The organism is Streptomyces bambusae, from assembly GCF_020532645.1.
Classification (GTDB): Bacteria; Actinomycetota; Actinomycetes; order Streptomycetales; family Streptomycetaceae; genus Streptomyces; species Streptomyces bambusae.
Map to the genome: position 1 here is coordinate 49,870 of NZ_JAJAUZ010000033.1, position 24,177 is coordinate 74,046.

19 protein-coding genes are annotated in these 24,177 nt (G+C 74.8%); 7 read left to right on the forward strand and 12 right to left on the reverse strand.

Annotation, left to right across the window (positions count from 1 at the left end):
- Nucleotides 1-8 precede the first annotated feature (8 nt).
- The 5 genes from LG634_RS22600 to LG634_RS22620 are packed head-to-tail and all read right to left on the reverse strand — an operon-like array spanning nt 9 to nt 7,476.
- Nucleotides 9-1,181 (reverse strand): acyl-CoA dehydrogenase family protein, encoded by a 1,173-nt coding sequence (locus LG634_RS22600; protein WP_226735744.1) that lies wholly within the window; start codon nt 1,179-1,181, stop codon nt 9-11.
- Nucleotides 1,178-3,190: an acetyl/propionyl/methylcrotonyl-CoA carboxylase subunit alpha gene (locus LG634_RS22605; protein WP_226735745.1), complete on the reverse strand. Its 2,013-nt coding sequence runs from the start codon at nt 3,188-3,190 to the stop codon at nt 1,178-1,180. The genes LG634_RS22600 and LG634_RS22605 overlap by 4 nt, the downstream gene beginning before the upstream one ends.
- A 7-nt stretch (nt 3,191-3,197) precedes the next feature.
- The gene (locus tag LG634_RS22610) at nt 3,198-4,796 is read right to left on the reverse strand and encodes an acyl-CoA carboxylase subunit beta (protein WP_226735746.1); all 1,599 of its coding nucleotides are present in this window, start codon (nt 4,794-4,796) and stop codon (nt 3,198-3,200) included.
- Nucleotides 4,793-6,658 (reverse strand): acyclic terpene utilization AtuA family protein, encoded by a 1,866-nt coding sequence (locus LG634_RS22615; RefSeq protein WP_226735747.1) that lies wholly within the window; start codon nt 6,656-6,658, stop codon nt 4,793-4,795. Before LG634_RS22615 ends, LG634_RS22610 begins: the two co-directional genes overlap by 4 nt.
- Nucleotides 6,655-7,476: a TIGR03084 family metal-binding protein gene (locus LG634_RS22620; RefSeq protein ID WP_226735748.1), complete on the reverse strand. Its 822-nt coding sequence runs from the start codon at nt 7,474-7,476 to the stop codon at nt 6,655-6,657. Before LG634_RS22620 ends, LG634_RS22615 begins: the two co-directional genes overlap by 4 nt.
- A 348-nt stretch (nt 7,477-7,824) precedes the next feature.
- Here LG634_RS22620 and LG634_RS22625 point away from each other — a divergent pair, with 348 nt between their 5' ends.
- From LG634_RS22625 to LG634_RS22635, 3 genes are all read left to right on the forward strand, one after another.
- Nucleotides 7,825-9,465 (forward strand): alpha/beta fold hydrolase, encoded by a 1,641-nt coding sequence (locus LG634_RS22625; protein WP_226735749.1) that lies wholly within the window; start codon nt 7,825-7,827, stop codon nt 9,463-9,465.
- Between the two features lie 91 nt (nt 9,466-9,556).
- A complete protein-coding gene (locus LG634_RS22630) occupies nt 9,557-10,480 on the forward strand; it encodes a helix-turn-helix transcriptional regulator (protein WP_226735750.1) in 924 nt (307 codons plus the stop codon).
- A gap of 256 nt (nt 10,481-10,736) precedes the next feature.
- The gene (locus tag LG634_RS22635) at nt 10,737-11,069 is read left to right on the forward strand and encodes a hypothetical protein (RefSeq protein ID WP_226735751.1); all 333 of its coding nucleotides are present in this window, start codon (nt 10,737-10,739) and stop codon (nt 11,067-11,069) included.
- A 66-nt stretch (nt 11,070-11,135) separates the two neighbouring features.
- Here LG634_RS22635 and LG634_RS22640 read toward each other — a convergent pair whose 3' ends face one another.
- Nucleotides 11,136-12,071 (reverse strand): EamA family transporter, encoded by a 936-nt coding sequence (locus LG634_RS22640; protein ID WP_226735752.1) that lies wholly within the window; start codon nt 12,069-12,071, stop codon nt 11,136-11,138.
- Nucleotides 12,072-12,126: 55 nt separating this feature from the next.
- Nucleotides 12,127-15,012 carry an FAD-binding and (Fe-S)-binding domain-containing protein gene (locus LG634_RS22645; RefSeq protein WP_226735753.1) on the reverse strand — a complete coding sequence of 962 codons (2,886 nt, stop codon included), beginning with the start codon at nt 15,010-15,012 and terminating at the stop codon, nt 12,127-12,129.
- Between the two features lie 93 nt (nt 15,013-15,105).
- On the opposite strand from LG634_RS22645, the gene serC reads away from it, so the two are divergent.
- The 3 genes from serC (at nt 15,106) to LG634_RS22660 (ending at nt 18,128) form a co-directional block, all read left to right on the forward strand.
- Nucleotides 15,106-16,224 carry a phosphoserine transaminase gene (serC, locus tag LG634_RS22650; RefSeq protein WP_226735754.1) on the forward strand — a complete coding sequence of 373 codons (1,119 nt, stop codon included), beginning with the start codon at nt 15,106-15,108 and terminating at the stop codon, nt 16,222-16,224.
- Nucleotides 16,225-16,555: 331 nt separating this feature from the next.
- Nucleotides 16,556-17,500 (forward strand): hypothetical protein, encoded by a 945-nt coding sequence (locus LG634_RS22655; protein WP_226735755.1) that lies wholly within the window; start codon nt 16,556-16,558, stop codon nt 17,498-17,500.
- Nucleotides 17,493-18,128, forward strand: coding sequence for a class F sortase (locus LG634_RS22660; RefSeq protein WP_226735756.1), 636 nt, complete (start codon nt 17,493-17,495; stop codon nt 18,126-18,128). The genes LG634_RS22655 and LG634_RS22660 overlap by 8 nt, the downstream gene beginning before the upstream one ends.
- Nucleotides 18,129-18,239: 111 nt before the next feature.
- On the opposite strand, the gene LG634_RS22665 is transcribed toward LG634_RS22660, so the two are convergent.
- On the reverse strand, nt 18,240-19,034 hold the full coding sequence (locus LG634_RS22665) for a hypothetical protein (protein ID WP_226735757.1): 795 nt from the start codon (nt 19,032-19,034) through the stop codon (nt 18,240-18,242).
- 195 nt (nt 19,035-19,229) lie between these two features.
- Entirely contained in the window at nt 19,230-20,225 is a 996-nt protein-coding gene (locus LG634_RS22670; RefSeq protein ID WP_226735758.1) for a WD40 repeat domain-containing protein, read from the reverse strand.
- Between the two features lie 86 nt (nt 20,226-20,311).
- Here LG634_RS22670 and LG634_RS22675 point away from each other — a divergent pair, with 86 nt between their 5' ends.
- Entirely contained in the window at nt 20,312-20,998 is a 687-nt protein-coding gene (locus LG634_RS22675) for a GDSL-type esterase/lipase family protein (protein WP_226735759.1), read from the forward strand.
- Nucleotides 20,999-21,053: 55 nt separating this feature from the next.
- On the opposite strand, the gene LG634_RS22680 is transcribed toward LG634_RS22675, so the two are convergent.
- From LG634_RS22680 to LG634_RS22690, 3 genes are all read right to left on the reverse strand, one after another.
- Nucleotides 21,054-22,043, reverse strand: coding sequence for an aldo/keto reductase (locus tag LG634_RS22680; RefSeq protein ID WP_226735760.1), 990 nt, complete (start codon nt 22,041-22,043; stop codon nt 21,054-21,056).
- A 217-nt stretch (nt 22,044-22,260) separates the two neighbouring features.
- Nucleotides 22,261-22,815 carry an RNA 2',3'-cyclic phosphodiesterase gene (gene thpR / locus LG634_RS22685; RefSeq protein WP_226735761.1) on the reverse strand — a complete coding sequence of 185 codons (555 nt, stop codon included), beginning with the start codon at nt 22,813-22,815 and terminating at the stop codon, nt 22,261-22,263.
- On the reverse strand, nt 22,812-24,170 hold the full coding sequence (locus tag LG634_RS22690; protein WP_226735762.1) for an MFS transporter: 1,359 nt from the start codon (nt 24,168-24,170) through the stop codon (nt 22,812-22,814). The genes thpR and LG634_RS22690 overlap by 4 nt, the downstream gene beginning before the upstream one ends.
- Between the last annotated feature and the right edge of the window lie 7 nt (nt 24,171-24,177).

Consider the following 24,177-nt stretch of genomic DNA (forward strand, 5'->3'; position numbering starts at 1 on the left):
TCTGGGCCCTAGTAGGACTTGGGCAGGCCGAGGGTCTGGTGGGAGACGTAGTTGAGAATCATCTCGCGGCTGACGGGGGCGATCCGGGCCACCCGGGAGGCCGTGATCAGGGACGCCAGCCCGTACTCGCGGGTGAGGCCGTTGCCGCCGAGCGTGTGGACGGACTGGTCCACGGCCCGGACGCAGGCCTCGGCGGCAGCGTACTTGGCCATGTTGGCGGCTTCGCCGGCACCCGTGTCGTCGCCGGCGTCGTAGAGGTGGGCGGCCTTCTGCATCATCAGCCGGGCGAGTTCCAGCTCGATGTGGGCCTGGGCCAGCGGGTGGGCGACGGCCTGGTGGGCGCCGATGGGCTGCTTCCAGACCTGCCGGGTCTGCGCGTAGTCGACGGCCTTGGCGAGGGCGTGGCGGCCCATCCCGATGGCGAAGGCGGCCGTCATGATCCGCTCGGGGTTGAGCCCGGCGAACAGCTGGAGGAGGCCCGCGTCCTCGTCGCCGACGAGCGCTTCGGCGGGCAGCCGGACCTCGTCGAGGACCAGCTCGAACTGCTTCTCCGCGGCCTGGAGTTCCATGTCGATGGCGGAGCGGGTGAAGCCGGGGGCGTCGCGCGGCACGATGAACAGGCAGGGCTTGAGGCTGCCGGTGCGGGCGTCCTCGGTGCGGCCGACGATCAGGGTGGCGTCGGCGATGTCCACGCCGGAGATGAAGACCTTGCGGCCGCTGATCACCCAGTCGTCGCCGTCGCGGCGGGCGGTGGTCGTGATCCGGTGCGAGTTGGATCCGGCGTCGGGCTCGGTGATGCCGAAGGCCATGGTGCGGCTGCCGTCGGCGAGGCCCGGCAGCCAGGCCTGCTTCTGCTGCTCGGTGCCGAAGCGGGCGATGACCGTGCCGCAGATGGCGGGCGAGACCACCATCATGAGCAGCGGGCAGCCGGCGGCGCCCAGTTCCTCTAGGACGAGGGAGAGTTCGGCGATGCCGCCGCCTCCGCCGCCGTACTGCTCGGGGAGGTTCACACCGAGGTAGCCGAGCTTGGCGGCTTCCGCCCACAGCTCTACGGGGTGGCCGCCTTCGCGGGCGGTCTTGGCGAGGTACTCGCGGCCGTACCGCTGCCCGAGGGCGGCGACGGCGGCGCGCAGGGCCCGGTGCTCTTCGGTTTCGATGACGGTGCCGGTGGCGGAGCTCATGACGGTGCTTCCTCCTGGACTACGGCGAGCAGGGCGCCGAGTTCGACCTGTCGGCCGGGTTCGGCGTGGAGCGCGGTGAGCGTGCCGGAGGCGGGCGCGAGGATGCGGTGTTCCATCTTCATCGCCTCCAGCCAGATGAGGGGGGTGCCGGCGGTGACGGGGGTGCCGGGGGCGAGGCCGTCGGCGACGCGGACCACGGTGCCGGGCATGGGGGCGAGCAGTGAGCCCGGTTCGGTGCGGTCCTGGGGGTCGGTGAACCGGGGCAGCTCGGTGAAGGTGTGGGAGCCGAGCGGGGAGTCCACGTAGACGGTCCGGGCGGCGCTGTTCGAATTCGGTTTCACGTGGAACATCCCGTGGTGTTTCACGTGAAACGTCCGCCGGATGCCGTGGTGTTCGAACACGACCCCGGTGGGCGAGACCGCGAGGACGCGGACGCCGGGGAAGCCGACCGGCTCGGGTCCGGTGCGGGTCCGGTGGTAGCGGACCTCGTGCTCGGTGCCGTCGGGCTCGGCGCGGTAGCGGCGCAGCTGCGGCTGGGAGGGCACGTTCCGCCAGGCTCCGGTGCGGGCCGCGAGCGGCGCACCGGGGGTGGGGACGGCGGTCGCGAGGGCGGCGGCCAGGGCGGCGAGCGGAGCGGCGGACGCGTCGTCCCCGTCGGCGGCCGTCAGCTCCGGCAGGTGCCGGTCGTAGAAACCGGTGTCGAGGCGCGCGGCGGCGAACTCCTCGTGGCGCAGGGAGCGTACGAGGAGGTCGCGGTTGGTGGCCAGGCCGTGGATCCGGGTCCGGGTGAGGGCGTGCGCCAGGGTGCGGACGGCCTCGGCGCGGGTGGGCGCGTGGGCGATGACCTTGGCGATCATGGGGTCGTAGTGGACGCCGACGGTGTCGCCGGCGTCGAAGCCGGTGTCCACGCGGACCCCGTCGGGGAAGTCGAGGGTGTCGAGGGTGCCGGTCTGGGGGCGCCAGCCGCGGGCCGGGTCCTCGGCATACAGCCGGGCCTCGACGGCGTGGCCGTGCGGCTCGGGGGGCGTGGCCGGCAGCGGGAGTCCCTCGGCGATGCGCAGCTGGAGGGCGACCAGGTCGAGGCCGAACACGGCTTCGGTGACGGGGTGTTCCACCTGGAGGCGGGTGTTCATCTCCAGGAAGCAGGGCCGGCCGTCGGCGGTGACGAGGAATTCCACGGTGCCGGCGCCCTGGTAGGAGACGGCGCGGGCGGCGGCGGTGGCGGCCTGGTGCAGGGCGGTGCGCAGCGGGGCGGGCAGCCCGGGGGCGGGGGCCTCCTCGATGACCTTCTGGTGGCGGCGCTGGAGGGAGCAGTCGCGGGTGCCGAGGGCCCAGACGGTGCCGTGGGCGTCGGCGAGGATCTGCACTTCGACGTGGCGGCCGTGCTCGACGTACGGCTCGGCGAACACCTCGCCGTCGCCGAACGCGGAGCGGGCCTCGGCGGCGGCCGCGTCCAGCTCCGACTTGAGGTCGTCGAGGTCGCGGACCACCCGCATGCCGCGGCCGCCACCGCCGGCGGCCGCCTTGAGCAGGAGCGGCAGGTCGGCGGCGGTGGCCGCGGCCGGGTCGACGGGTTCCAGCAGGGGCACGCCGGCGGCGCGCATCAGCTCCTTGGCCCGGGTCTTGGAGGCCATGGCCTCGATGGCGGCGGGCGGCGGGCCGATCCACACGAGTCCGGCGTCCTGGACGGCGCGGGCGAAGGCGGCGCTCTCGGAGAGGAAGCCGTAGCCGGGGTGGACGGCGTCGGCGCCGGCGGCCCGGGCGGCTTCGATGATCAGGTCGGCGCGCAGGTAGGTGTCGGCGGGGGCGGCGCCGGGCAGCCGGACGGCGGCGTCGGCGGCGCGGACGTGTGCGGCTGCGGCGTCGGGGTCGGAGTGCACGGCGACGGTGTCGAGGCCGAGGGCGCGGGCGGTACGGAAGATCCGTACCGCGATCTCGCCGCGGTTGGCGACGAGCAGCGAGGTGAGGGGGCGGGGGTGCCCGGCGGGCCGGGCGTTCTGGGTGGTCATCTGGGGCTCACATCCGGAAGACGCCGAAGCCGCCGCGGGCGCCCTCGACGGGGGCGTTGTGGACGGCGGAGAGGCACAAGCCGAGGACGGTGCGGGTGTCGCGGGGGTCGATGATCCCGTCGTCGTAGAGCCGCCCGGACAGGAACATGGGCAGCGACTCCGACTCGATCTGCGCCTCCACGAAGGCGCGCATGCCGGCGTCGGCCTCCTCGTCGTACGGGCGGCCCTTCGCGGCGGCGGACTGCCGGGCCACGATGGAGAGCACCCCGGCGAGCTGCTGCGGGCCCATGACGGCGGACTTGGCGCTGGGCCAGGCGAACAGGAACCGCGGCTCGTAGGCACGGCCGCACATGCCGTAGTGGCCGGCGCCGTAGGAGGCGCCGATGAGGACGGACAGGTGCGGGACCCGGGAGTTCGACACCGCGTTGATCATCATCGAGCCGTGTTTGACGATGCCGCCCTGCTCGTACTCCTTGCCGACCATGTAGCCGGTGGTGTTGTGGAGGAACAGCAGCGGGATGTCGCGCTGGTTGGCGAGCTGGATGAACTGGGCGGCCTTCTGGGACTCCGCGCTGAACAGGACGCCCTGGGCGTTGGCGAGGATGCCGACGGGGTAGCCGTGGAGGGTGGCCCAGCCGGTCACCAGGCTGGTGCCGTAGAGCGGTTTGAACTCGTCGAACGCGGAGCCGTCGACGATGCGGGCGATGACCTCGCGGGGGTCGAACGGGGTCTTGAGGTCGGCGGGCACGATGCCGAGGAGTTCCTCGGGGTCGTACCGGGGTTCGTCGGCGGCCGCGGGCTCCGGGTGGGCCCGGCGGTGGTTGAGGCGGGCCACCACGCGGCGGGCCTGCCGGATGGCGTCCTCCTCGTCGGCGGCGAGCTGGTCGGCGAGGCCGGAGATCCGGGCGTGCATGTCGGCGCCGCCGAGGGATTCGTCGTCGCTCTCCTCGCCGGTGGCCATCTTGACCAGCGGCGGGCCGCCGAGGAACACCTTGGAGCGGTCCTTGACCATGATCGTGTGGTCGGACATGCCGGGGACGTACGCGCCGCCGGCGGTGGAGTTGCCGAAGACCACGGCGATGGTCGGGATGCCCTCGGCGGACAGCCGGGTGAGGTCGCGGAAGATCGCCCCGCCCGGGATGAAGATCTCCTTCTGGGAGGGCAGGTCGGCGCCGCCGGATTCGACGAGGCTGATGCACGGCAGCCGGTTGGCGCGGGCGATCTCGTTGGCGCGCAGGGCCTTCTTGAGGGTCCACGGGTTGGAGGCGCCGCCGCGGACGGTGGGGTCGTTGGCGGTGATCAGGCAGGTGGTGCCCTCGACGGTGCCGATGCCGGTGACCATCGAGGCGCCGACCGGGTAGTCGCTGCCCCAGGCGGCGAGCGGGGACAGTTCGAGGAACGGGGTGTCCGGGTCGAGCAGCAGCTCGATGCGCTCCCGGGCGAGGAGCTTGCCGCGGGCGCGGTGCCGGGCGGTGTACTTCTCGCCGCCGCCGGCGAGCGCCTTGGCGTGCTCGGCGTCGAGTTCGGCGAGCCGCTCCAGGGCGGTGTCCCGGTGCGCCGCGTACTCCGCGGACTCGGGGTCGATCCGGGTACCGAGCCGGCTCACCGGCTCACCTCCTCGGGTGTGGTCGTGGCGGGTGCGGCTGCGTCCAGGAGGGCCGCGGGCAGGTCGGCGTGCCGGGCCCGGAGCCATTCGCCGAGCGCCTTGGCCTGCGGGTCGAACCGCCGCCGGGCGGCGACGCCCTCGCCGAGCAGGCCGCGGATCTCGAAGTTGAGCGCGCGCAGGGCCGGCAGCCGGTGCCGTACGAGGTCCAGCGGGCGGACCTCCGGCAGCAGTTCCCGCAGTGCGTCGGCGGTCAGGTGGGCGTCGAGCCACTGCCAGGCGGCGTCGGACTCGGCCCACACGCCGAGGTTCGCGTCCCCGCCCTTGTCCCCACTGCGGGCGCCGAAGAGGCGGCCCAGGGGGACGCGGCGGGTGTGGGCATCGGGCGCGGGCTCCGGGGTGGGGCCGGATCCGGGGGCGGGGCCGGATCCGGGGGCGGGGCCGGCCGCCGGACCGGCCATGGGACCGGCCGCGGGCCCGGGGTCCGTCCCGGGGTCCGTCCCGGGGGCCGCCCCCGGATCCGCCGCAGCCTCCGGCGGCTCCGCCGGCCCCGTGGCCGGAATCCGCGGCGGGACCGGGATCGCGAGCCGTTCGCCGGTCGGCAGGACCGCCGTGTGCGGGACCTCCTCCGCCGGGACGTGCTCCGCGGTGAACACCCCGTACGGTTCGGGCGGTCCGGGCGGTGCGGTGACGTGGAAGCCGGGGTAGCCGGCCAGGGCGAGTTCGATGCCCGCGGCAGTGAACGGACGGCCCACCCGCTCGGCCGCCGGGTCGCGGACGACCAGCCGGAGCAGGGCGCTCGCCGTCTCCTCGGTGTCCGGGTCCGGGTGGTCGGTGCGGGCCAGCGTCCAGGAGGACTCGGCGATCCCCGCCAGCGCGCCGGCCAGCTGCTCGCGGACGAGCGCGGCCTTCTCCTCGATGTCGAGGCCGGTGAGCACGAACACGGTCTCGTTGCGCCAGCCGCCGATCCGGGTCACGCCCGCCTTGAGGGTGGCGGGCGGGGCCTCGCCCCGGGTGCCGGAGATCCGCACCCGGTCGGGGCCCGCCTGCGCCAGCCGTACGGTGTCCAGCCTGGCCGTGACGTCCGGGCCTGGGTAGCGGGCGCCCTGGGTCTCGTACAGCAGCTGGGCGGTGACGGTGCCGGTGGTGACGGCGCCACCGGTGCCGGGGTGCTTGGTGACGACCGCGGAGCCGTCGGCGGCGATCTCGGCGAGCGGGAAGCCGGGGCGGCGGACGTCGTGGCGGCCGAAGAAGGCGTAGTTGCCGCCGGTGGCCTGGGTGCCGCACTCCAGGACGTGCCCGGCGACGACCGCCCCGGCGAGGGCGTCGTACTCCTGCGGCGACCAGTCGAACCACCAGGCCGCCGCGCCGCTGACCAGGGCCGCGTCCGTGACCCGGCCGGTGACCACGACGTCGGCGCCGGCCCGCAGGCACGCGGTGATCCCGCCGCCGCCGAGGTACGCGTTCGCGGTGAGCGCGCCGTCCCGCGGCAGCAGGTCGTCGCCCTCGACGTGCGCCACCGCGACCGGCACCCCGGTCTTCGCGGCGAGCGCCCGTACGGCGTCGGCGAGCCCGGCCGGGTTGAGGCCGCCCGCGTTGGCGACGATCCGCACCCCGCGGTCGTGGGCGAGCCCGAGGCCCTCCTCCAGCTGCTTGAGGAACGTCTTCGCGTATCCCAGCCCGGGGTTCTTCAGCCGGTCCCGGCCGAGGATCAGCATGGTCAGCTCGGCGAGGTAGTCCCCGGTCAGCACGTCCAGCGGCCCGCCGGTCAGCATCTCCCGCACCGCGGCGAACCGGTCGCCGTAGAACCCGGAGGCGTTCCCGATACGCAGCGGCCGCGACGGGTCGGGGGCCGGCGCCGTCACCGCTCCCCCTGCGGGCTGCGCCCGGCCCCCGCCGGCCCGGCGAAGGCCTGCGCGATGTCCAGCCAGCGGTCCGCGTCCGGGCCCTCGGCGCGGACGGCCAGATCGGCGCGGTGGGCGCGCCGGGTGACCAGGAGGCAGAAGTCGAGGGCGGGTCCGGTGACCCGCTGCGGGGCATCCTCGGGACCGTACGCCCAGACCGCGGCGGCCGGTCCCGCGGCCGCCGGCGGGGTCAGCTCCACCCGGAACTCCCCCTCCGGCACCGGCAGTCCGTGCACGGCGTACGCGTAGTCCCGGGCGCGCACCCCGATCCGCGCGACGTGCTGCAGCCGGACCGTCGGGGTCCGCCGTACGCCGAGCGCGTCGGCGATGTCCGTGCCGTGCGCCCAGCTCTCCATCAGCCGGGCGCTCGCCATCGAGGCGGCCTTCATCGGCGGGCCGTACCAGGGGAAACGGGCGTCGGCCGGGGCACCGGCGAGCACCGCGTCGAGTTCGGCGCGGCCCGCCCGCCACCGCGCCAGCAGCTCCGCGGGCGGCAGCGCGGCCCCTTCCGCGGCGCCCTCGTCCACGAAACCGTCGGGGTCGGCGAGCGCCACTTCGACCATGCGGCCGAAGCCGCCGGGGTCGGTCATCGCGAGCAGCGCGGCCCGGTCGGTCCAGGCGAGGTGGGCGATCTGGTGGGCGACGGTCCAGCCCGCGGCGGGCGTCGGGCGCCGCCAGTCGGGGTCCGCCAACCCGTCGACCAGCAGGTCGATTTCGCTGCTCTCGGCCCGTAGGTCGGCGAAGACGGGCAGGGGCGGGCGGGCGTTCGGATCGGACACGTGCGCTCCCTCGGGAAGGGTTCGGACACGGACGGGCACTCCGGCGTGAGGGAGAGCGTGGCAGCGGGCACCGAAACAATCAAGCGTGCTTGCATGATTTATCGCGAACCGGGGGCCGGATCTGGCCACGGGTCAACTCTCCGCAATCCCGGGCGTGTTGCAGCTCACGCCGTGGAGCCGCAGCGGAAGCACCCCACCCGGCCCATCCGGCCGTCTCCCGACAAGGGGGCAATTCCGGTCTGATCCCCGGAACCCGCGAAACGTCGCGGATGTCGGAGCCCATACTGAGCAGCGCTCAGGGCCCGAGCACGCACGCGTTCATGCACCCGACGAGGAGATGTGGACACCGTGACCGATGCTGCCCTGCCCCCGGCGACCCTGTACCCCGAACTCGACGAGGCCGCACTCGGCGCCTTCGCCGCCGCCCTGGAGAGCGGGGACACCTCCGCGCTGCCCGCCGCCCGCGCCGCCGAAGCGGCCGCCGCCCTCTCCCTCGTCGTCTTCGGCCGGGTCCGCATCCCCGGCGCCGACGGGGACGAGCTGGACGGCGCCCTGTGGCGGCACACCGACACCCGGCCACGCCCGGTCGTCGTCATGCCCTCGCCGTGGGCGAACCAGGGCTGGGTGCTGTACGCGGTGCAGGCGTCGCTGTTCGCCGCGCAGGGCTACCACGTCCTCGCGTACACCGCCCGCGGCTTCGGCCGCTCCGGCGGCGCGGTCGACGTCGCGGGGCCGCTGGACGTGCTCGACGGCAGCCGGGCGCTGGACTTCGTCGCCGAGCGGGTCCGCGGCCCGGTCACCAAGGTCGGCTTCCTCGGCGACTCGTACGGCTCCGGCATCAGCCAGCTCGTCGCCGCGCACGACGAACGGGTCGACGCCGTCGCCGCCCTCAGCAGCTGGGGCGACCTCGGCGCCGCCTTCCTGGAGAACTCCACCCGGCACATCGCCTCCGTGAAAGCCCTGCTCAAGGCCGCCGAGAAGGCCCGGCTGAGCGAGGAGACGGCGGAGGTCTTCGCCAACGTGCTGGGCAACCGCGAGACCGACCGGACCCTGGAGTGGGCGCGCCGCCGCTCCCCGTACACCTACCGGGCGGAGCTGAACCGGCGGCGGGTGCCGGTGTTCTACGCGCACGCCTGGCACGAGACGCTGTTCCCGCCGAACCAGATGCTGAAGATGTTCGCCGAGCTGACCGGTCCCAAGCGGATCGACCTGTCCGTCGGGGACCACTCCGGGCCGGAGATGAGCGGCATGCTCGGCCTGCCGAACCGGATCTGGACCGACGCCCACCGGTGGTTCGGCCACCACCTGAAGGGCGACGGCGGCAGCGGCATCGGGGACGAGGGGCAGGTGCTGAGCCAGATCATGTGGAACACCCGCCTGGAGCCGAGCACCGACCTCGACGCGTTCACCGGGCAGCAGGTCCGGCTGCACCCGGTCGGCGGGCCGGAGGGCGGGGACGGCACGCTGTCCCCGAAACCGGAAGGCGGCTGGACCACCCGGGTGCTGACCGGCACCGACACCCCCGCCACCGTCGCCGACGCCGTCATCACCGGCGGCTACGCGGAGATGGCGGGCCGGCCCAAGGTGTACGAGACGGCCGTGATCGACCGGACCGTCGCCGGGGTCTGGGTCTCGGCCCCGCTGGACGACACCCTGCGGCTGCGCGGCGTACCGCACCTGCGCATGACGTACACGGCGGGGACCACGGGCTCCACGTTCATCGCGTACCTGCTGGACGTCGGGCCGGACGGGGACGCGCACCTGGTCACGCACGCGCCGTTCACCGACCTGGACACGCCGGCCGGGCAGCCCGTGACGGCCGGCATCGACCTCCAGGCGGTCGGCTACGACGTCCCGGCCCGCCACCGGCTGCTGCTCGCGGTCGACGCCCGCGACCCGTTCTACGGCGACGCGAACCTGCCCCGCACGACGCTCGCCTTCACCTCCCCGGAGGGGGACCCGGCGCGGCTGGACCTGCCGGTCGCCTGACCGGGCCGCCCGACGCCGCGGGGCGGCGGCACCACGACGTACACGCCAGGGATCCAGGGGGGATCCGCGGACCAGGGGAACCGTCATCGCCATGAGATCCAGCCGTCTACTGTCCATCCTCCTGCTGCTCCAGACCCGGGGCCGGATGACCGCCGCGCAGCTGGCCCGGGAGCTGGAGGTGTCCGTACGGACGATCTACCGGGACGCGGAAGCCCTCGCCGCGTCCGGAGTGCCGGTGTACGGGGACGCCGGGCACAGCGGCGGCTACCAGCTGCACGACGGCTACCGGACCCGGGTCACCGGCCTCGCGCCCGGCGAGGCCGAGGCCCTGTTCCTCGCCGGGCTGCCCGGACCGGCCGCCGAGCTCGGCCTCGGCCAGGCCCTCTCCGCCACCCGCCTGCGGCTGCGCGCGGCCCTCCCGCCGGAGCTGCGCACCGAGGCCGACCGCCTCCGGCGGCGCTTCCACCTGGACGCGCCGGGCTGGTACGCGGACCACGCCGAGGTCCCGTTCCTGCCGCAGGTCGCGGACGCGGTGTGGCGGGGGCGGGTCATCGAGGTGCGGCTGTCCGCCGGCGGGGTGTGCCGGCTGGAGCCGTACGGGCTCGTGCTGAAGGCGGGGCGCTGGTACCTGGTGGCCGGGCCGGGGCCGTGCACGTATCCGGTGGACGGGTTCCTGTCGCTGGCCGAGACGGGGGACGAGGCCGGGCCGCCGGAGGGCTTCGACCTGGCGGCGCACTGGCAGGCCGCGGAGGCGGCCGGTCCGCAGCAGGCGGACGTACGGCTCTCCCCGCGCGGCGCCGCCCGCATCAGCTGCGCGCAGGCGCGGGCGCTGGCGGTCGGCGGCGCGCCGGACGGGGCGGACGGCTGGGTCCGCGCGACCCTCCCGGTCGACTCGCTGGACGCGGCGGAACGCGAATTCCTGTCCCTCGGCACGGACGTCGAGGTCCTGGGCCCCCCGGAACTCCGCGCCCGCCTGGCCCGCACGGCGGCGACGCTGGCGGAGCGGTACGGGTGAACGGGGCCGGCCCCGTTCCGAACCAGGGCTCCGTCCCAGACCCCGCGCCTCAAACTCCCCCAGCCCCAGGGGGCTGGGAGGTGCCCCCTGGCGAGGCTGGTTTGCCCCGCGGCATCCAGCCCGCAGCCGAAGTCCCGGGCAGGGGAAAACAAGCCGGCGATCGAGGCGCGGGGTTCAGGGGCGGAGCCCCTGTCAGGGGGATTCCGTGTGGGGGAACTCTGTCGTCCGCCCGCGCGCTACTGCGAGCATCCCCCGCATGAAGACCCGCCTCGGTCGCACGGCGACCGCATTCGCCCTGTCGGCTGCCCTCCTCGCCGTGGTCGCCCCCGCCGCAACCGCCGCCGGATGCGGCAACTGCTGGGTGAGCCCCGCCACGACCACGATCACACCCGCGCCCGCCGGCGACTGCCACGGCTGCTGGCCCAGCGACGCACCCCACCGCGGCTGGGGTGCTGACTGGCCCAACGCGGCCGGTACGGCCGGCGGCTCCCGCGTCGCGGCCGTCACCAACGGCTGGGGCGCGGACTGGAACACCGGCGCGACCAGCGCCACCGCCGGGGGCGGCGAGACGGGGACGGCCCGGACCTGACGACGGCCGCACGCCCCGGACCGGGGGTGGGGGTGGGCGTGTCCCGCGAGGAGGAGTCCGCCCCCGCTACGCCTCCGCCCGTACCCGGTCCCGCGTCTGCGCGCGGACCGCGCCCATGCTGGCGGCGATGACGAGGGCGATGGCGGCCGCGTCCGTCCAGGACATGGCCTGGTGGAGGACGAACAGGCCGGCCAGCGCGGCGATCGCCGGCTCCAGGCTCATCAGGACGGCGAAGGTAGGGGCGGGCAGCCGCCGCAGGGCCAGCAGTTCGAGGGTGTACGGCAGGACCGACGACAGCAGGGCCACGCCGACGCCCAGCAGCAGCGTGCCCGGCACCAGCAGGGCCGTACCCGCTTCCGCGATGCCCAGCGGCAGGCTGAGGACCGCCGCCACGGCCATGGCCAGGGCCAGCCCGTCCGCCTGCGGGAAGCGCCTCCCGGTGCGGGCGCTGAAGACGATGTACGCCGCCCACATCGCGCCCGCACCGACCGCGAACGCCGCACCCGCCGGGTCCAGGCCGCCGAAGCCGCCGCCCCCGTGCCCGCTGAGCAGCGCCACGCCGGCCAGTGCCAGGCCCGCCCACAGCAGGCTGGACAGGCGGCGGGCCACGACGACCGACAGGGCGAGCGGGCCGAGCACCTCCAGCGTGACGGCGGGGCCGAGCGGGATGCGGTCGATGGCCTGGTAGAAGAGGCCGTTCATGCCGGCCATGGCGATGCCGAAGGCGATCACCGTGCCCCAGTCGGCCCGCGAGTACCCGCGCAGCCGCGGCCGGCACACGGCGAGCAGGACCACGGCCGCGGCGGCCAGGCGCAGTGCGACGACACCGGCGGCGCCGGCGCGGGGCATGAGCATGACGGCGATGGCGGCGCCGAACTGTACGGAGATGCCGGCGGCGATGACCAGGCCGACGGGGCCGAGGCGGGACGGGCCGTGCGGTCGTTCGGGGCGGGAGGGGGCGGACGTGGGCGCGGCGGACACGGCAGGGGCGGAACGGGGCATTCCCCCACCTTAATCCGTAAGGGGCATCCAGCGCCCTATCACCTTACGAGGCCTATCACCTTACGAGGCCCTCCGACAGGAGCTGGGCCATGTGCAGGGCGGGGCGCGGGGACAGGTGGGCCAGCTGGGTGCGGCAGGAGAAGCCGTCGGCAAGGACCGCCGCCGCGGGAGGGGCGGCACGGACCGCCGGCAGGAGTTGTTCCTCCGCGCAGGCCACCGACACCGCGTACCGCCCAGCACCCCGCTCGAAGCCGAAGTTCCCGGCCAGCCCGCAGCAGCCGGCGCTGAGCGCCCCGGTCAGACCGGCCCGCTCCCGCAGCCGGCGTTCCGCCGCGTCGCCCAGCACCGCGTGCTGGTGGCAGTGCGTCTGCCCGGCCACCGCACGGTCCAGCCGCGGCGGCTGCCAGTGCGGCGCCCGTTCCTCCAGGACCTGCGCGAACGTCCGTACCGCCGCCGCCAGCCGGGCCGCCCGCGGATCGTCCGGCAGCAGCTCCGGCAGGTCCGCGCGCAGGGCCGCCGCGCAGCTCGGCTCCAGCACGGCCACCGGGCCGGTCTCCCCCACGACGTCCAGGGTTCGCCGCAGCACCGCACGGGCCCGGTCCAGCCGGCCCGTGGACAGGTAGGTCAGCCCGCAGCACACCCGGCCGCGCGGCAGTTCCACCCCGATTCCGGCCGCCGCCAGGACCCGTACGGCGGCCCGCCCGACCTCGGGTGCGAGGTGTTCGGTGAACGTGTCGGGCCACAGGAGCACGCGCTCGCCCCGGCCGGCGGGGACGCCGTGCTTCCGGAACCAGCGGGTGAACGGTTCCGCCGCCACCGGCGGCAGCTCCCGTTCCGGGGTGATCCCGCCGAGGCGGCGCAGCAGCGGAACCCGGCCGAGGAGGTTGGCCGGGGCGGCTCCGCGGACCGTGGCGATGAGGTGGAGCCAGGCGGGGAGGCCACCCATCGTGTAGTGGGCGGCCGGGCGGATGCGGCCCGCCCAGTGGCGGTGCAGGAACTCCGCCTTGTACGCGGCCATGTCGACGCCGGCGGGGCAGTCGCTGCGGCAGCCCTTGCAGGAGAGGCAGAGGTCCAGGGCCTCGCGGACGTCCGTCGAGCGCCAGGAATCCTCGACGAGCTCCCCGGTGAGCATTTCGTGGAGGAGGCGGGCCCGGCCCCTCGTCGAATGGCGCTCGTCGCGCGTGACGCGGAACGACGGGCACATCACGTCCGTGCCGGACGGTTCTGCGGACCGGCACCTGGCCACGCCGACGCAGCGGACGACTCCGCGGGCCAGGGTGGTTTCGGGGGCTCCGCCTCCGGACCCCCGCGCCTCGGAAGGCGGCGGGGCCGGAACCGCCACCGGCAGGAACCGCAGGTTCTCGTCCAGCCGGTGCGCCCGCACCAGCATCCCCGGGTTCAGACCCCCCGCCGGGTCCCACACGTCCTTGTACGACTCGAAGAGGCGGATTGTGTCGGGGCCGTACATGTGCGGGAGGAGTTCCGCGCGGGCCTGGCCGTCGCCGTGTTCGCCGGAGAGGGAGCCGCCGTGGGCGGTGACCAGGACTGCCAGTTCCTCCGAGAAGCGGCGGAAGCGGGCGACGCCGGGCGCGCTCGCCAGGTCGAAATCGATGCGGACGTGGATGCAGCCCTCGCCGAAGTGGCCGTACGGGATGCCGCGGAGGCCGTGGGCGGACAGCAGGGTGCGGAAGTCGCGGAGGTAGCCGGCCAGACGGGCCGGCGGGACGGCGCAGTCCTCCCAGCCGGGCCAGGCCTCCGTGCCGTCGGGCAGGCGGGTCGCGGTGCCGGCGGCGTCCTCGCGGATGCGCCACAGCGCACGTTGGCGGGCCGGGTCCGCGAGGACGGCCGCGGACACCGCGTCGGCCGCCCGGACGACCTCGTGCGCCGCCGCCTCGTCCGGCATCTCGACGAACAGCCACGCCCGCCCCCGCGGCAGCAGTTCCGCGCCCGCCGCCCCGCGGACCAGGTCGGCGGCCATCCCCTCCACCGTCAGCGGCCCGTACGGCAGCAGCCCGGCCGCGGCCTCGGCGGCCGCGCCCTCGTCGGCGTAGCCGAGGACGGCCAGGGCCGGCCGCGGCGGCAGCGGGACCAGCTCGACCACCGCCTCGGTGACCACGCCGAGCGTGCCCTCGCTGCCGCAGAACGCGCGGGCCAGCTCGACGCCCCGCTCCGGCAGCAGCGCATCGACCGCGTACCCGGAGATCCGGCGGGTCAGGCCGGGCCGGGGCAGCGCGGTGCGCAGCAGCGCCAGGTTCGCCGCGACCAGCTCCGGCAGGCCGGCGGGGGCGCCGGACCAGCCGCGGGCCAGCCGGTGCGGGCCGCCGGGGTCGCCGTACCGCAGGACGGTCAGCTCCCGCACGTTGTCGGCGGTGGTGCCCCAGGCCACCGAGTGCGAGCCGCACGCGTTGTTGCCGATCATCCCGCCGAGCGTGCAGCGGCTGCGGGTGGACGGGTCGGGCCCGAAGGTCAGCCCGTGCGCCGCCGCCCGCCCGCGCAGCACGTCGAGCACCGCCCCCGGCTGCACCACCGCCGTCCGCGCCTGGGGGTCGAGGTCGAGGACGGCGGTCATGTGACGGGTGAAGTCGAGCACCACGCCCACCCCGGTGGCCTGACCGGCGATGGAGGTCCCGCCGCCGCGCGGCACCACCGGCACGCCCGCCTCGGCGCACACCCGCAGCACCGCCGCCACGTCCTCGGCGTCCCGCGGGGCGACCACTCCGAGCGGCACCCTCCGGTAGTTCGAGGCGTCCATCGTGACCAGCGCCCGGGCCGCCGCCCCGAAGTCGACCTCGCCGCGGACCGCCGCCCGCAGCGCCCGCGCCAGCCCGCCCGGGTCCCCCACCGTCCGCGCCGTCCGCGCCGCCCCGCCCGCCCTCCGCCCGGCCGCCCCTCCCGTACCGCCCGTACTGCCGCCGCCCGCCGCACCGCCCGTGTCCGTCATCCCGCCACCCTCCCACCCACTCCCGCGGGTGAGCCCGTCTCACCGGGTGGACGCGCCCGAACGGCGCGTGGCGGGACCCGCTACGCTCCGCTCGTGGCTGAGATCCAGATTCCCGCTGACATCAAGCCCGCCGACGGCCGTTTCGGCGCGGGCCCCTCCAAGGTGCGGACGGAGGCCCTCGAAGCCCTGGCCGCCACCGGTACCTCTCTCCTCGGCACCTCCCACCGGCAGGCCCCGGTCAAGAACCTGGTCGGCTCGGTACGGCAGGGCCTCCGGGACCTCTTCTCCCTCCCCGAGGGCTACGAGATCATCCTGGGCAACGGCGGCTCCACCGCCTTCTGGGACGTGGCGACCCACGGCCTGATCGAACGCAAGTCGCAGCACCTCAACTTCGGTGAGTTCTCCTCCAAGTTCGCCAAGGCCGCGAAGCTCGCGCCGTGGCTGGAGGACCCGACCGTCATCGCCTCCGAGCCCGGCACCCACCCGGAGCCGGCCGCCGAGGCGGGCGTCGACGCGTACGCCTTCACCCACAACGAGACCTCCACCGGCGTCGCCGCCCCCGTCAAGCGGGTCGCCGGCGCCGACCAGGGCGCGCTCGTGCTGGTCGACGCCACCTCGGGCGCGGGCGGCCTGCCCGTGGACATCACCGAGACGGACGTCTACTACTTCGCCCCGCAGAAGTCGTTCGCGGCGGACGGCGGCCTGTGGCTGGCCGCGTTCTCCCCGGCCGCCCTGGAGCGCGCGCAGCGGATCCACGCGTCCGGCCGGCACGTCCCGGAGTTCTTCTCGCTGCCGACGGCGATCGACAACTCGCTGAAGAACCAGACGTACAACACCCCGGCGCTGTCCACCCTGTTCCTGCTGAACGAGCAGCTGGAGTGGATCAACGGCCAGGGCGGCCTGGACTGGGCGGTGGCGCGCACGTCGGCCTCCGCGCAGGCGCTGTACGGCTGGGCGGAGAAGTCCAAGTACGCGCAGCCGTTCGTCACGGACCCGGCGAAGCGGTCCTCCGTCATCGGCACGATCGACTTCGACGACAGCGTGGACGCGGCCGCGGTCGCCAAGGTGCTGCGCGCCAACGGCATCGTCGACACCGAGCCGTACCGCAAGCTGGGCCGCAACCAGCTGCGCATCGCGATGTTCCCGGCGATCGACCCGGCGGACGTCACCGCGCTGACGGCGTGCATCGACCACGTGATCGAGAAGCTCTGACCCGGCGGGCCGACGACGGCCCGACCGCCCGGACCGAGGCCCCCGGTGACCATGCGTCACCGGGGGCCTCGGCCGTACCGGGGGTCTCGGCCGTGCGGTGCCGTGCGGGCGGGGTGTCCCGGCCGGCGAGAGCCGGGACCTTGGTCCCAAAAATGGCGGCAAAGAGCCTGCAAACGGGGCCTCCCGACAGGCTGCGCAGCCTGCGGTTTCGCCCCGGAGGACCTTCGGCGGGCGGGCCGGCGGACAGCTTCCCGGCCTGCAACCGCACACCCAGGATGTCCCTCATGTCTGGTGTGCCGGGAACGATCCCGGCCCTGTCAGGAGGTACTCCATGCGCAAGGCACTCACCGTCCCCGCCCTCGCCCTCGCCTCCGCGATGGCCCTGGCCGGCCCGGCGACCGCGTTCGCCGCCGACGGCGGAACCCACCCCGGCGGCACCACCGCCGACGCGACCCCGACCGCCACCCCGACCGACGCCAAGCCAACCAAAGCCCCCGCCACCGCCACCCTCGACGTCACCCCCGGCACCGCCCGGCCCGGGACGCACGTGACCGTCACCGCCGGCCTCCCGGCCGGCTCCACCCACGTCCGGGTCAGCTCCGACGCCCTGGGCGGCAGCGTCCCCATGACCGAGGGCAAGAGCGTCTGGAACGGCCGGGGCACCGTCGTGCAGACCGCCACCGCCGGCCCCCACACCGTCACGCTCACCGCCACCGGCCCGGACGGCAAGCCGGTCGGCGCCTCCGCGCAGCTCACCGTGCGCAACGGCAAGCCCACCCCCGTGCCCGTCGCGGACTCCCTCAGCCTCTCCGCCGACCACGGCAGGCCCGGCGACCGGATCCGCGTCACCGTCAAGACCGCCGCCACGAGCGCGTACGTCGACTCCGGCGCCTTCGGCGGGCGGGTCGGCCTGAAGCGGACCGCCCCGGACACCTGGACCGGCACCGCCGTCGTCGCCCCGCACGTCAAGACCGGCTACTACGGGGTGGACGCGTACGCGGGCGGCAGGAAGTTCGACACCTGGAAGTTCACGACCGACGCCACCGGCGGCAACGGCAACGGCAACGGGCACCGGCACGGCAGCGGCCTGAAGCCGCTCCAGCCCGCCGAGCACCGCACTCCGAAGGGATCGGTGAACACGGGTCAGGCCGCCCCCGCCGCCGTCCGCAAGGGCGTGGACGACGGACTGCTCACCGTCGGCGGGGCCTCCGCCGCCACCGCCGTCGGGCTGGCCGGGGCCGGTCTGCTGCGCCGTCGCCGGCAGTCCCGTGGCTGACCGCCCGGCCGGCCGCCGCCCGGCGCGGCTGCGCCGTACCGCCGCGGGCGCGGGCGCCGCCGCACTGGCCGCCGTACTCGTCGCGGGCTGCGGCTCCGCGCACGGCTCAGGCGGGTCCGCCGCGGCCGCCCCTCAGGTCAAACCGGTGGCCGCCACCTCGCTGGCGCCGTCGGTGCCGGACCGGATCGACATCCCGTCGATCCACGTGGACGCCGCCCTCGACGCGGTCGGGCTGGACGCCGGCGGGCAGATGCAGGAGCCGTCGTTCGACCGGCCGATGGAGGCGGCCTGGTACCGGCAGGGGCCGACACCCGGGGAGAAGGGCGCGGCCGCGATCGTCGGCCACCTGGACACGCCCACCACCAAGGAGGCCGTCTTCCACCGCCTGAAGGAACTGGCGAAGGGGGCGCAGATCGAGGTGCACCGTACGGACGGCAGCACGGCCGTGTTCGCCGTGGACGCCGTCGACACGTTCAAGAAGGACGCCTTCCCCACCGCGAAGGTGTACGGGGACACCCACGGCCGGGCCGAGCTCCGCCTGATCACGTGCGGCGGCAGCCTCACGGCGGACCGGCACTGGGACTCCAACGTGGTCGTCTTCGCCCACCTGACCGGCAAGGCCGCCTGAGCGGGCCGAGCGGACCGGGGTGCGGCCGCGACGACTGCCCGGATCCCGGGCGGCCGCCGCGGCCGCACCCGGCTATCGCACCCGCTGCGGCTCCGGCCGCACCTGCGCCGCTCATGCGACCGGGGCCGGGGCCGCGACCGGGAGCGGCGGCACGGGGACGGGGACGGGCAGCGGGGGTACGTCCACGGGCAGCTTCGGGAGTTCCGGCAGGCCCGGCAGGTTCGGCAGCGGGAGTCCGGCGCCGAGCACCAGCGCGACGACGAGGTTGACCAGACCGGTCACGACCTCCGTGGCCTTGCTGCCGGCGTCCGCCGAGCAGCCGCACGGCCCGGCCGCCTTGACCAGCCCCTCCACCGACTTCTTCAGGTTGTCCACGGCCGCCGTGACGAGGTCCAGCGGGGCGGCGGCCTTGGCGGCGGCCACGGGCAGCTTCGGCGCGTCCACCGGAAGCTTCGGGGCGTCCACGGGCAGCTTGGGCGCGTCGACCGGGAGCTTCGGCGCGTCCACCGGCAGCGGCGGCACCGGCACCGGGAGGTCGACGGGCGGCTTCGGCAGGTCCACCGGCGGCTTGGGGACGTCCACCGGCGGCTTCGGCAGCCCGGCCTTCAGCCCGTCCAGCGCCGAGGTGACCGCCGCGAGGTGCTTGTCCAGTTCCGCCTGCGGCAGCTTGCCGTCATCGGCCTTGAGCACCGCGGTGAGCAGGTCGGTGACCGGCTTCAGCACCCCGCCGATGTTGCCGAGCGTCTGCACCTGGGCGAGCAGCGCGTCCGCCCCCGGCACCGGAGCGGCGGCGGACACGACGGCGGGCCGGGGGGCGGCCACCGCCGCGCCGGCCAGCGCCGGGGAGACGCCGAGCAGCGAGAGGGAGAGGGCGAAGGGGACCGCGAAGCGCATCGTGGGACGCAACTGCTTCTCCTGTTCGGATGGGCTCCCGGCCGGTGGGACGCCGGCACGGAAGACACGGGGGCACCCCCGCCCACGGTGCGGACGGGGGAACGCTCCGCCCACGGTGCGGGCGGGGCACTACCCCACCCACTACTGACCACCCGTCAGCAACCTGCAACCGGAGACCGCCCCCGCTACTGCACCCGTGAGGATCCGTCACCCACCCCGGCGCACGAGCCGCTTCAGACCGAACACCACCGCGACGGCCAGCGCGAGCACCATCGCCCCGGTGGCATAGCTGCCCTCGTCGCCCGCCGCGGCCGGCCCGGCCGCCGCCCCGCCGCGCGGCTTGTCGGTACCGCTGCCGCCCCCGGCCGGCCCGTCCGCGGCCACCGGTACGGCCACCACCCGGCTCTGCGAGCCCTCCGAACCGAACATCAGGGCCGTGCCGCCGGGCGCGTACGCCACCGACTCGGCCTGCGGCTGGAACGGGGCCCTGACCCGCTCGCCCTCGCCGGTGGTCCGGCCGCCCTGCCAGGCGTACGTCTCGGCGAAGAAGTAGCCGCGCAGGGTGAGCCGTTTTCCGTCCGGGGAGAATGCGCCGTCCGTCACCCACGGCACCTCGGCCACCCGGCGGAACGTGTTGGAGCCGCCCGCGGCCAGCTGCGCGGGGCCCTCGTAGAGGCCGCCGCCGTCCTCGTTCTTGCTCGCGATGTAGACCCGGCCGGTCACCGGATGCACCATCAGGGCCTCGGCGTTGCGCGGGCCGTCGGCGTAACGGACCGTGAACTGCGTGGCCTTGACGGTGGAATTCCCCAACTGCCGCGGCTCCGGGAGCCGGTAGATCCACACGTGGTCCCAGCTGCCGTTGCGGTTGTCCCCGATGTCGCCGACGTACAGCCGGCCGTCGGGACCCAGCGAGATCGCCTCGACGTCCCGCGGGCTGCCGACGCCCGTCATGGTGACCCGGGCCACCGTCCGGCCGGTCGCCGCGTCCACCCCGTAGAGGTACGGGCCGTCGTCGCTGTCGTTGTGCGTCCAGTACACGCCCGGGTGCAGCCGGCTGGCCACCAGACCGCTGGACTCCTTGATCCGCGGGTCCTCGATGGTGAACGAGTCGGGCGCCGCCGCCGCGGCTGCCGGTGCGGCGGTCAGCGCGAGCACGGCGGCAGCGGCGAGGGCGGACACGGCGGGACGCAGGTCGGGGCGCATGCCCCCAAGCGTGCCACCCCGCCCGCGTGTCCAGGCTCACAGCCGCCCGCGGTCGGGGGCCCGGGGCGATCCACGATGATGTCCGGATGCGTTTCATGTTCGTCGGAGACTCCATGACCATCGGGCGCGCCGGCGACTTCACCTGGCGCTACCGCATGTGGCAGCACCTCAGCGCGTCCTTCGGCGGCCCGTACAAGATCGTCGGCCCGCGCACCGAGGTGTACGACACCTTCGCCGACGCCCCGGTCTCCCACGAGTACGGCGACCCCGGCTTCCCCGAGCAGGCCCGGCGCCACCTGGCCGGCTGGGGCGAGGGCTGGCAGCACATGGCGCCGCTGATCGGTGAGACCGTACGCGTCCACAAGCCGGACGTGCTGCTGATCTCGCTGGGCCTGATCGACCTGGGCTTCTACACGGACGCCGACGACACCGCGGCCAACGTCCGCCGGTTCGTCGCGGAGGCGCGGGCGGCCCGGCCCGGCATCCGGATGGTCATGCTGCCGGTGATCCCGAACGTGCGGGCCGAGTCCGACGAGCCGTTCGCCGCCCAGTGCGCCCGGTTCAACGAACTGCTGGCGAAGGCGGTCGCGGACCTCTCCACGACCGCCTCGCCGCTCCTCCTCGCGGCCCGTCCGCGGGACTACGACATCCACGCGGACACCTACGACGGCACCCACCCGAACGCGTCGGGCGAGCACCGGCTGGCCGGCGAGTTCGCCGACGCCCTGCACCAGGCCTGGGACCTGGGCGCGCCGTACGCCCTGCCGTTCTGAGCCGCCTCCTGCGGCACGCCCCGTACCGCCCGGCGCCGGCCGGACGGGCGGCGGCTCACCAGGCGAAGGCCTCCGGCGACGGCCCGGGGCCGGGGAAGATCTCGTCCAGTCCGGCCAGCAGTTCCTCGCCCAGCTCCAGTTCGAGCGCGCGCAGGGCGGAGTCCAGCTGCTCGGGGGTGCGGGGGCCGACGATCGGGCCGGTGACGCCGGGCCGGGTCAGCAGCCAGGCCAGGGCGGCTTCGCCCGGTTCCAGGCCGTGCTTGCCGAGCAGGTCCTCGTACGCCTGCACCCGCGCGCGGGCGGCCGGGTCGGCGAGCACCTCGGCGGTGCGGCCGGTGGCCCGGCGGCCGCCCTGGACCTCCTTGCGGATGACCCCGCCGAGGAGTCCGCCGTGCAGCGGGGACCAGGGGATCACGCCGAGGCCGTACTCCTCGGCGGCCGGGATGACCTCCATCTCGGCGCGCCGCTCGTACAGGTTGTAGAGGCACTGCTCGCTGACCAGGCCGACGGAGCCGTGGCGGGCCGCCGTCTCGTTGGCCTGGGCGATCTTGTAGCCGGGGAAGTTGGACGAGCCCGCGTACAGGATCTTGCCCTGCCGGACGAGGACGTCCACGGCCTGCCAGATCTCCTCGAAGGGGGTCAGGCGGTCGATGTGGTGGAACTGGTAGAGGTCGATGTAATCGGTGCCGAGCCGCTTGAGGCTGCCCTCGACGGCCCGGCGGATGTTCAGCGCCGACAGCCGGTCGTGGTTGGGCCAGGCGTCACCGTCGGCGGCCATGTTCCCGTACACCTTGGTGGCGAGGACGGTCTTGTCGCGGCGGCCGCCGCCCTGGGCGAACCAGGAGCCGATGATCTCCTCGGTACGGCCCTTGTCCTCGCCCCAGCCGTACACGTTGGCGGTGTCGAAGAAGTTGAGGCCGGCGCCGAGGGCGGCGTCCATGATCGCGTGACTGGTGGGTTCGTCGGTCTGGGGTCCGAAGTTCATGGTGCCGAGGACGAGTCGGCTGACCTTGAGTCCGGTGCGTCCGAGCTGCGTGTACTCCATGGGGCACAAGCCAACTGCCTGGAGTCCGCTCGAAGCAAGACCCGCCCGCCGGGTTCACCGGACGGACGGGTCGCGGGTACGGGCGCCCGCGGGCGCCGGTCCTACTGTCCGACGGCGGCCGCCACGGCCACCACGAAGAACATCAGCACGAGCACGCCGGCCATCACGCGGTTACGGGTTTTGGGATCCACGCAACGAGCGTAACGAACGGGAGGGCTCATCCCGCCAGCGGCCAGGCCCCGACCACCTCGTACCGCGGGTGTTCGCCGGGCACGCCGCTCACCGGGAGCCGGCTGCGGACCAGGCTCACCTCTCCGACCTGCCACGACGTCCCCTCGAAGGGCGCGAGCGCCTCCGTGTACGACGTGAGCGAGATCTCCCCGCGGCTGCGGGCCACCGTGAGGTGCGGGGTGTACCGGCGGTGCTGCTCCATCGGGATGCCGGACCGCCGGGCGGCCGCGTCGGCCCGTTCGGCGAGCAGCCGCAGCCCGTCGAGGCCGCCCGCCGCGCCCACCCACAGCGCCCGGTCGCCGAAATGGCCGGAGCCGTGCAGGCGCAGCGGGAACGGCCCGGTGCGGTGCGCGGCCCGGCCCAGCCGGGTGCGGAGCTCGCCGAGGAGGCGGTCCTCCACCTCGCCCATGAAGGCGAGGGTGAAGTGCCAGCCCTCCTCGGCGGTCCAGCGCAGGCGGTCGTCCGCGGGCAGCTCCCGTACGGCGTCCCGCAGCTCGGCGACGGCCGCCGGGGGCGGCAGGACGGCTGCGAAGAGTCTCATGCAGCCGAGGTTAGAACGGGTGCCTGCCGCGGGACCAGCGTCACGTGCGGGCGGCCCGGCCGCAGGTCGACCCGGAGCCGCAGGCCGCCGACGCGGGACAGCACCAGGCCGATGCCGACCGCCGCCAGCAGGGAGAGCGCCCCGCCGGTCGCCATGCCGATCCGCGGCCCGTACGTGTCGGTGATCCAGCCGAGCAGCGGGGCGCCGACCGGGGTGCCGCCGGTGAAGACCATCATGAAGAGGGCCATCACCCGGCCCCGCATCTCGGGGTCGGCGGCCGTCTGCACGGTCGAGTTCGCCGTGACGTTGACGGTCAGTCCGAACATGCCGATCGGTACGAGCAGCAGCGCGAACGCCCAGAAGCCGGTGACGAACGGGGTCACCGTCAGCAGCACTCCGAAGGCGACGGCGGCGGCGACCAGCAGTCGCAGCCGTGGGATGCCGCGCCGGGCGGCGAGCAGTGCGCCGGCCAGCGAACCGGCCGCGAGCAGGCTGTTGAGCAGCCCGTACGTGCCGGCGCCGGTGTGGAAGACGTCGTCGGAGAAGGCGGACAGCCAGACCGGGAAGTTGAAGCCGAAGGTGCCGATGAAGCCCATGAGGACGATCGGCCAGATCAGCTGCGGGTGCCGGGCCACGTACTGGAGGCCTTCGCGGAGCTGCCCCTTGGCCCGCGGTACCGGCTCCACCGGGTGCAGCTCGGAGGTGCGCATGAGCAGCAGGCCGGCGATGGGCGCGAGGAAGGACAGGCCGTTGAAGAGGAACGCCCAGCCGCTGCCGACGGCGGCGATGACGACACCGGCGACGGCCGGGCCGACGAGGCGGGCGGACTGGAAGTTCGCCGAGTTCAGCGAGACCGCGTTGGCGAGCCGGTCACGGCCGACCATCTCGTGGACGAAGGCCTGGCGGGCCGGGTTGTCGACGACGGTGACCAGACCTGCGACGAAGGCCAGCACGTACACGTGCCAGACCTGAACCTGTCCGCTGAGGGTGAGGACACCCAGGGCGAGGCCGGTGAGGCCGAGCGCGGACTGGGTGGCGATCAGCAGCGGCCGCTTGGGCAGCCGGTCGGCGAGGACTCCGCCGTAGAGTCCGAGCAGCAGCATCGGCAGGAACTGCAGGGCGATCGTGATGCCGACCGCGGAGGCAGATCCGGTCAGGGAGAGGACGAGCCAGTCCTGGGCGATGCGCTGCATCCAGGTGCCGGTGTTGGAGACGACCTGGCCGGCGGCGAAGAGCCGGTAGTTCCGGATCTTCAGCGAGCTGAACATCGACGGCTTGCGCCTCGACGGCCCGCGGCTCTCGGTGGTGGATGTGGACGGTCCGGGTGCGGAGTCTGCTCCGTTTCCCGTACTCAAGGGGCGT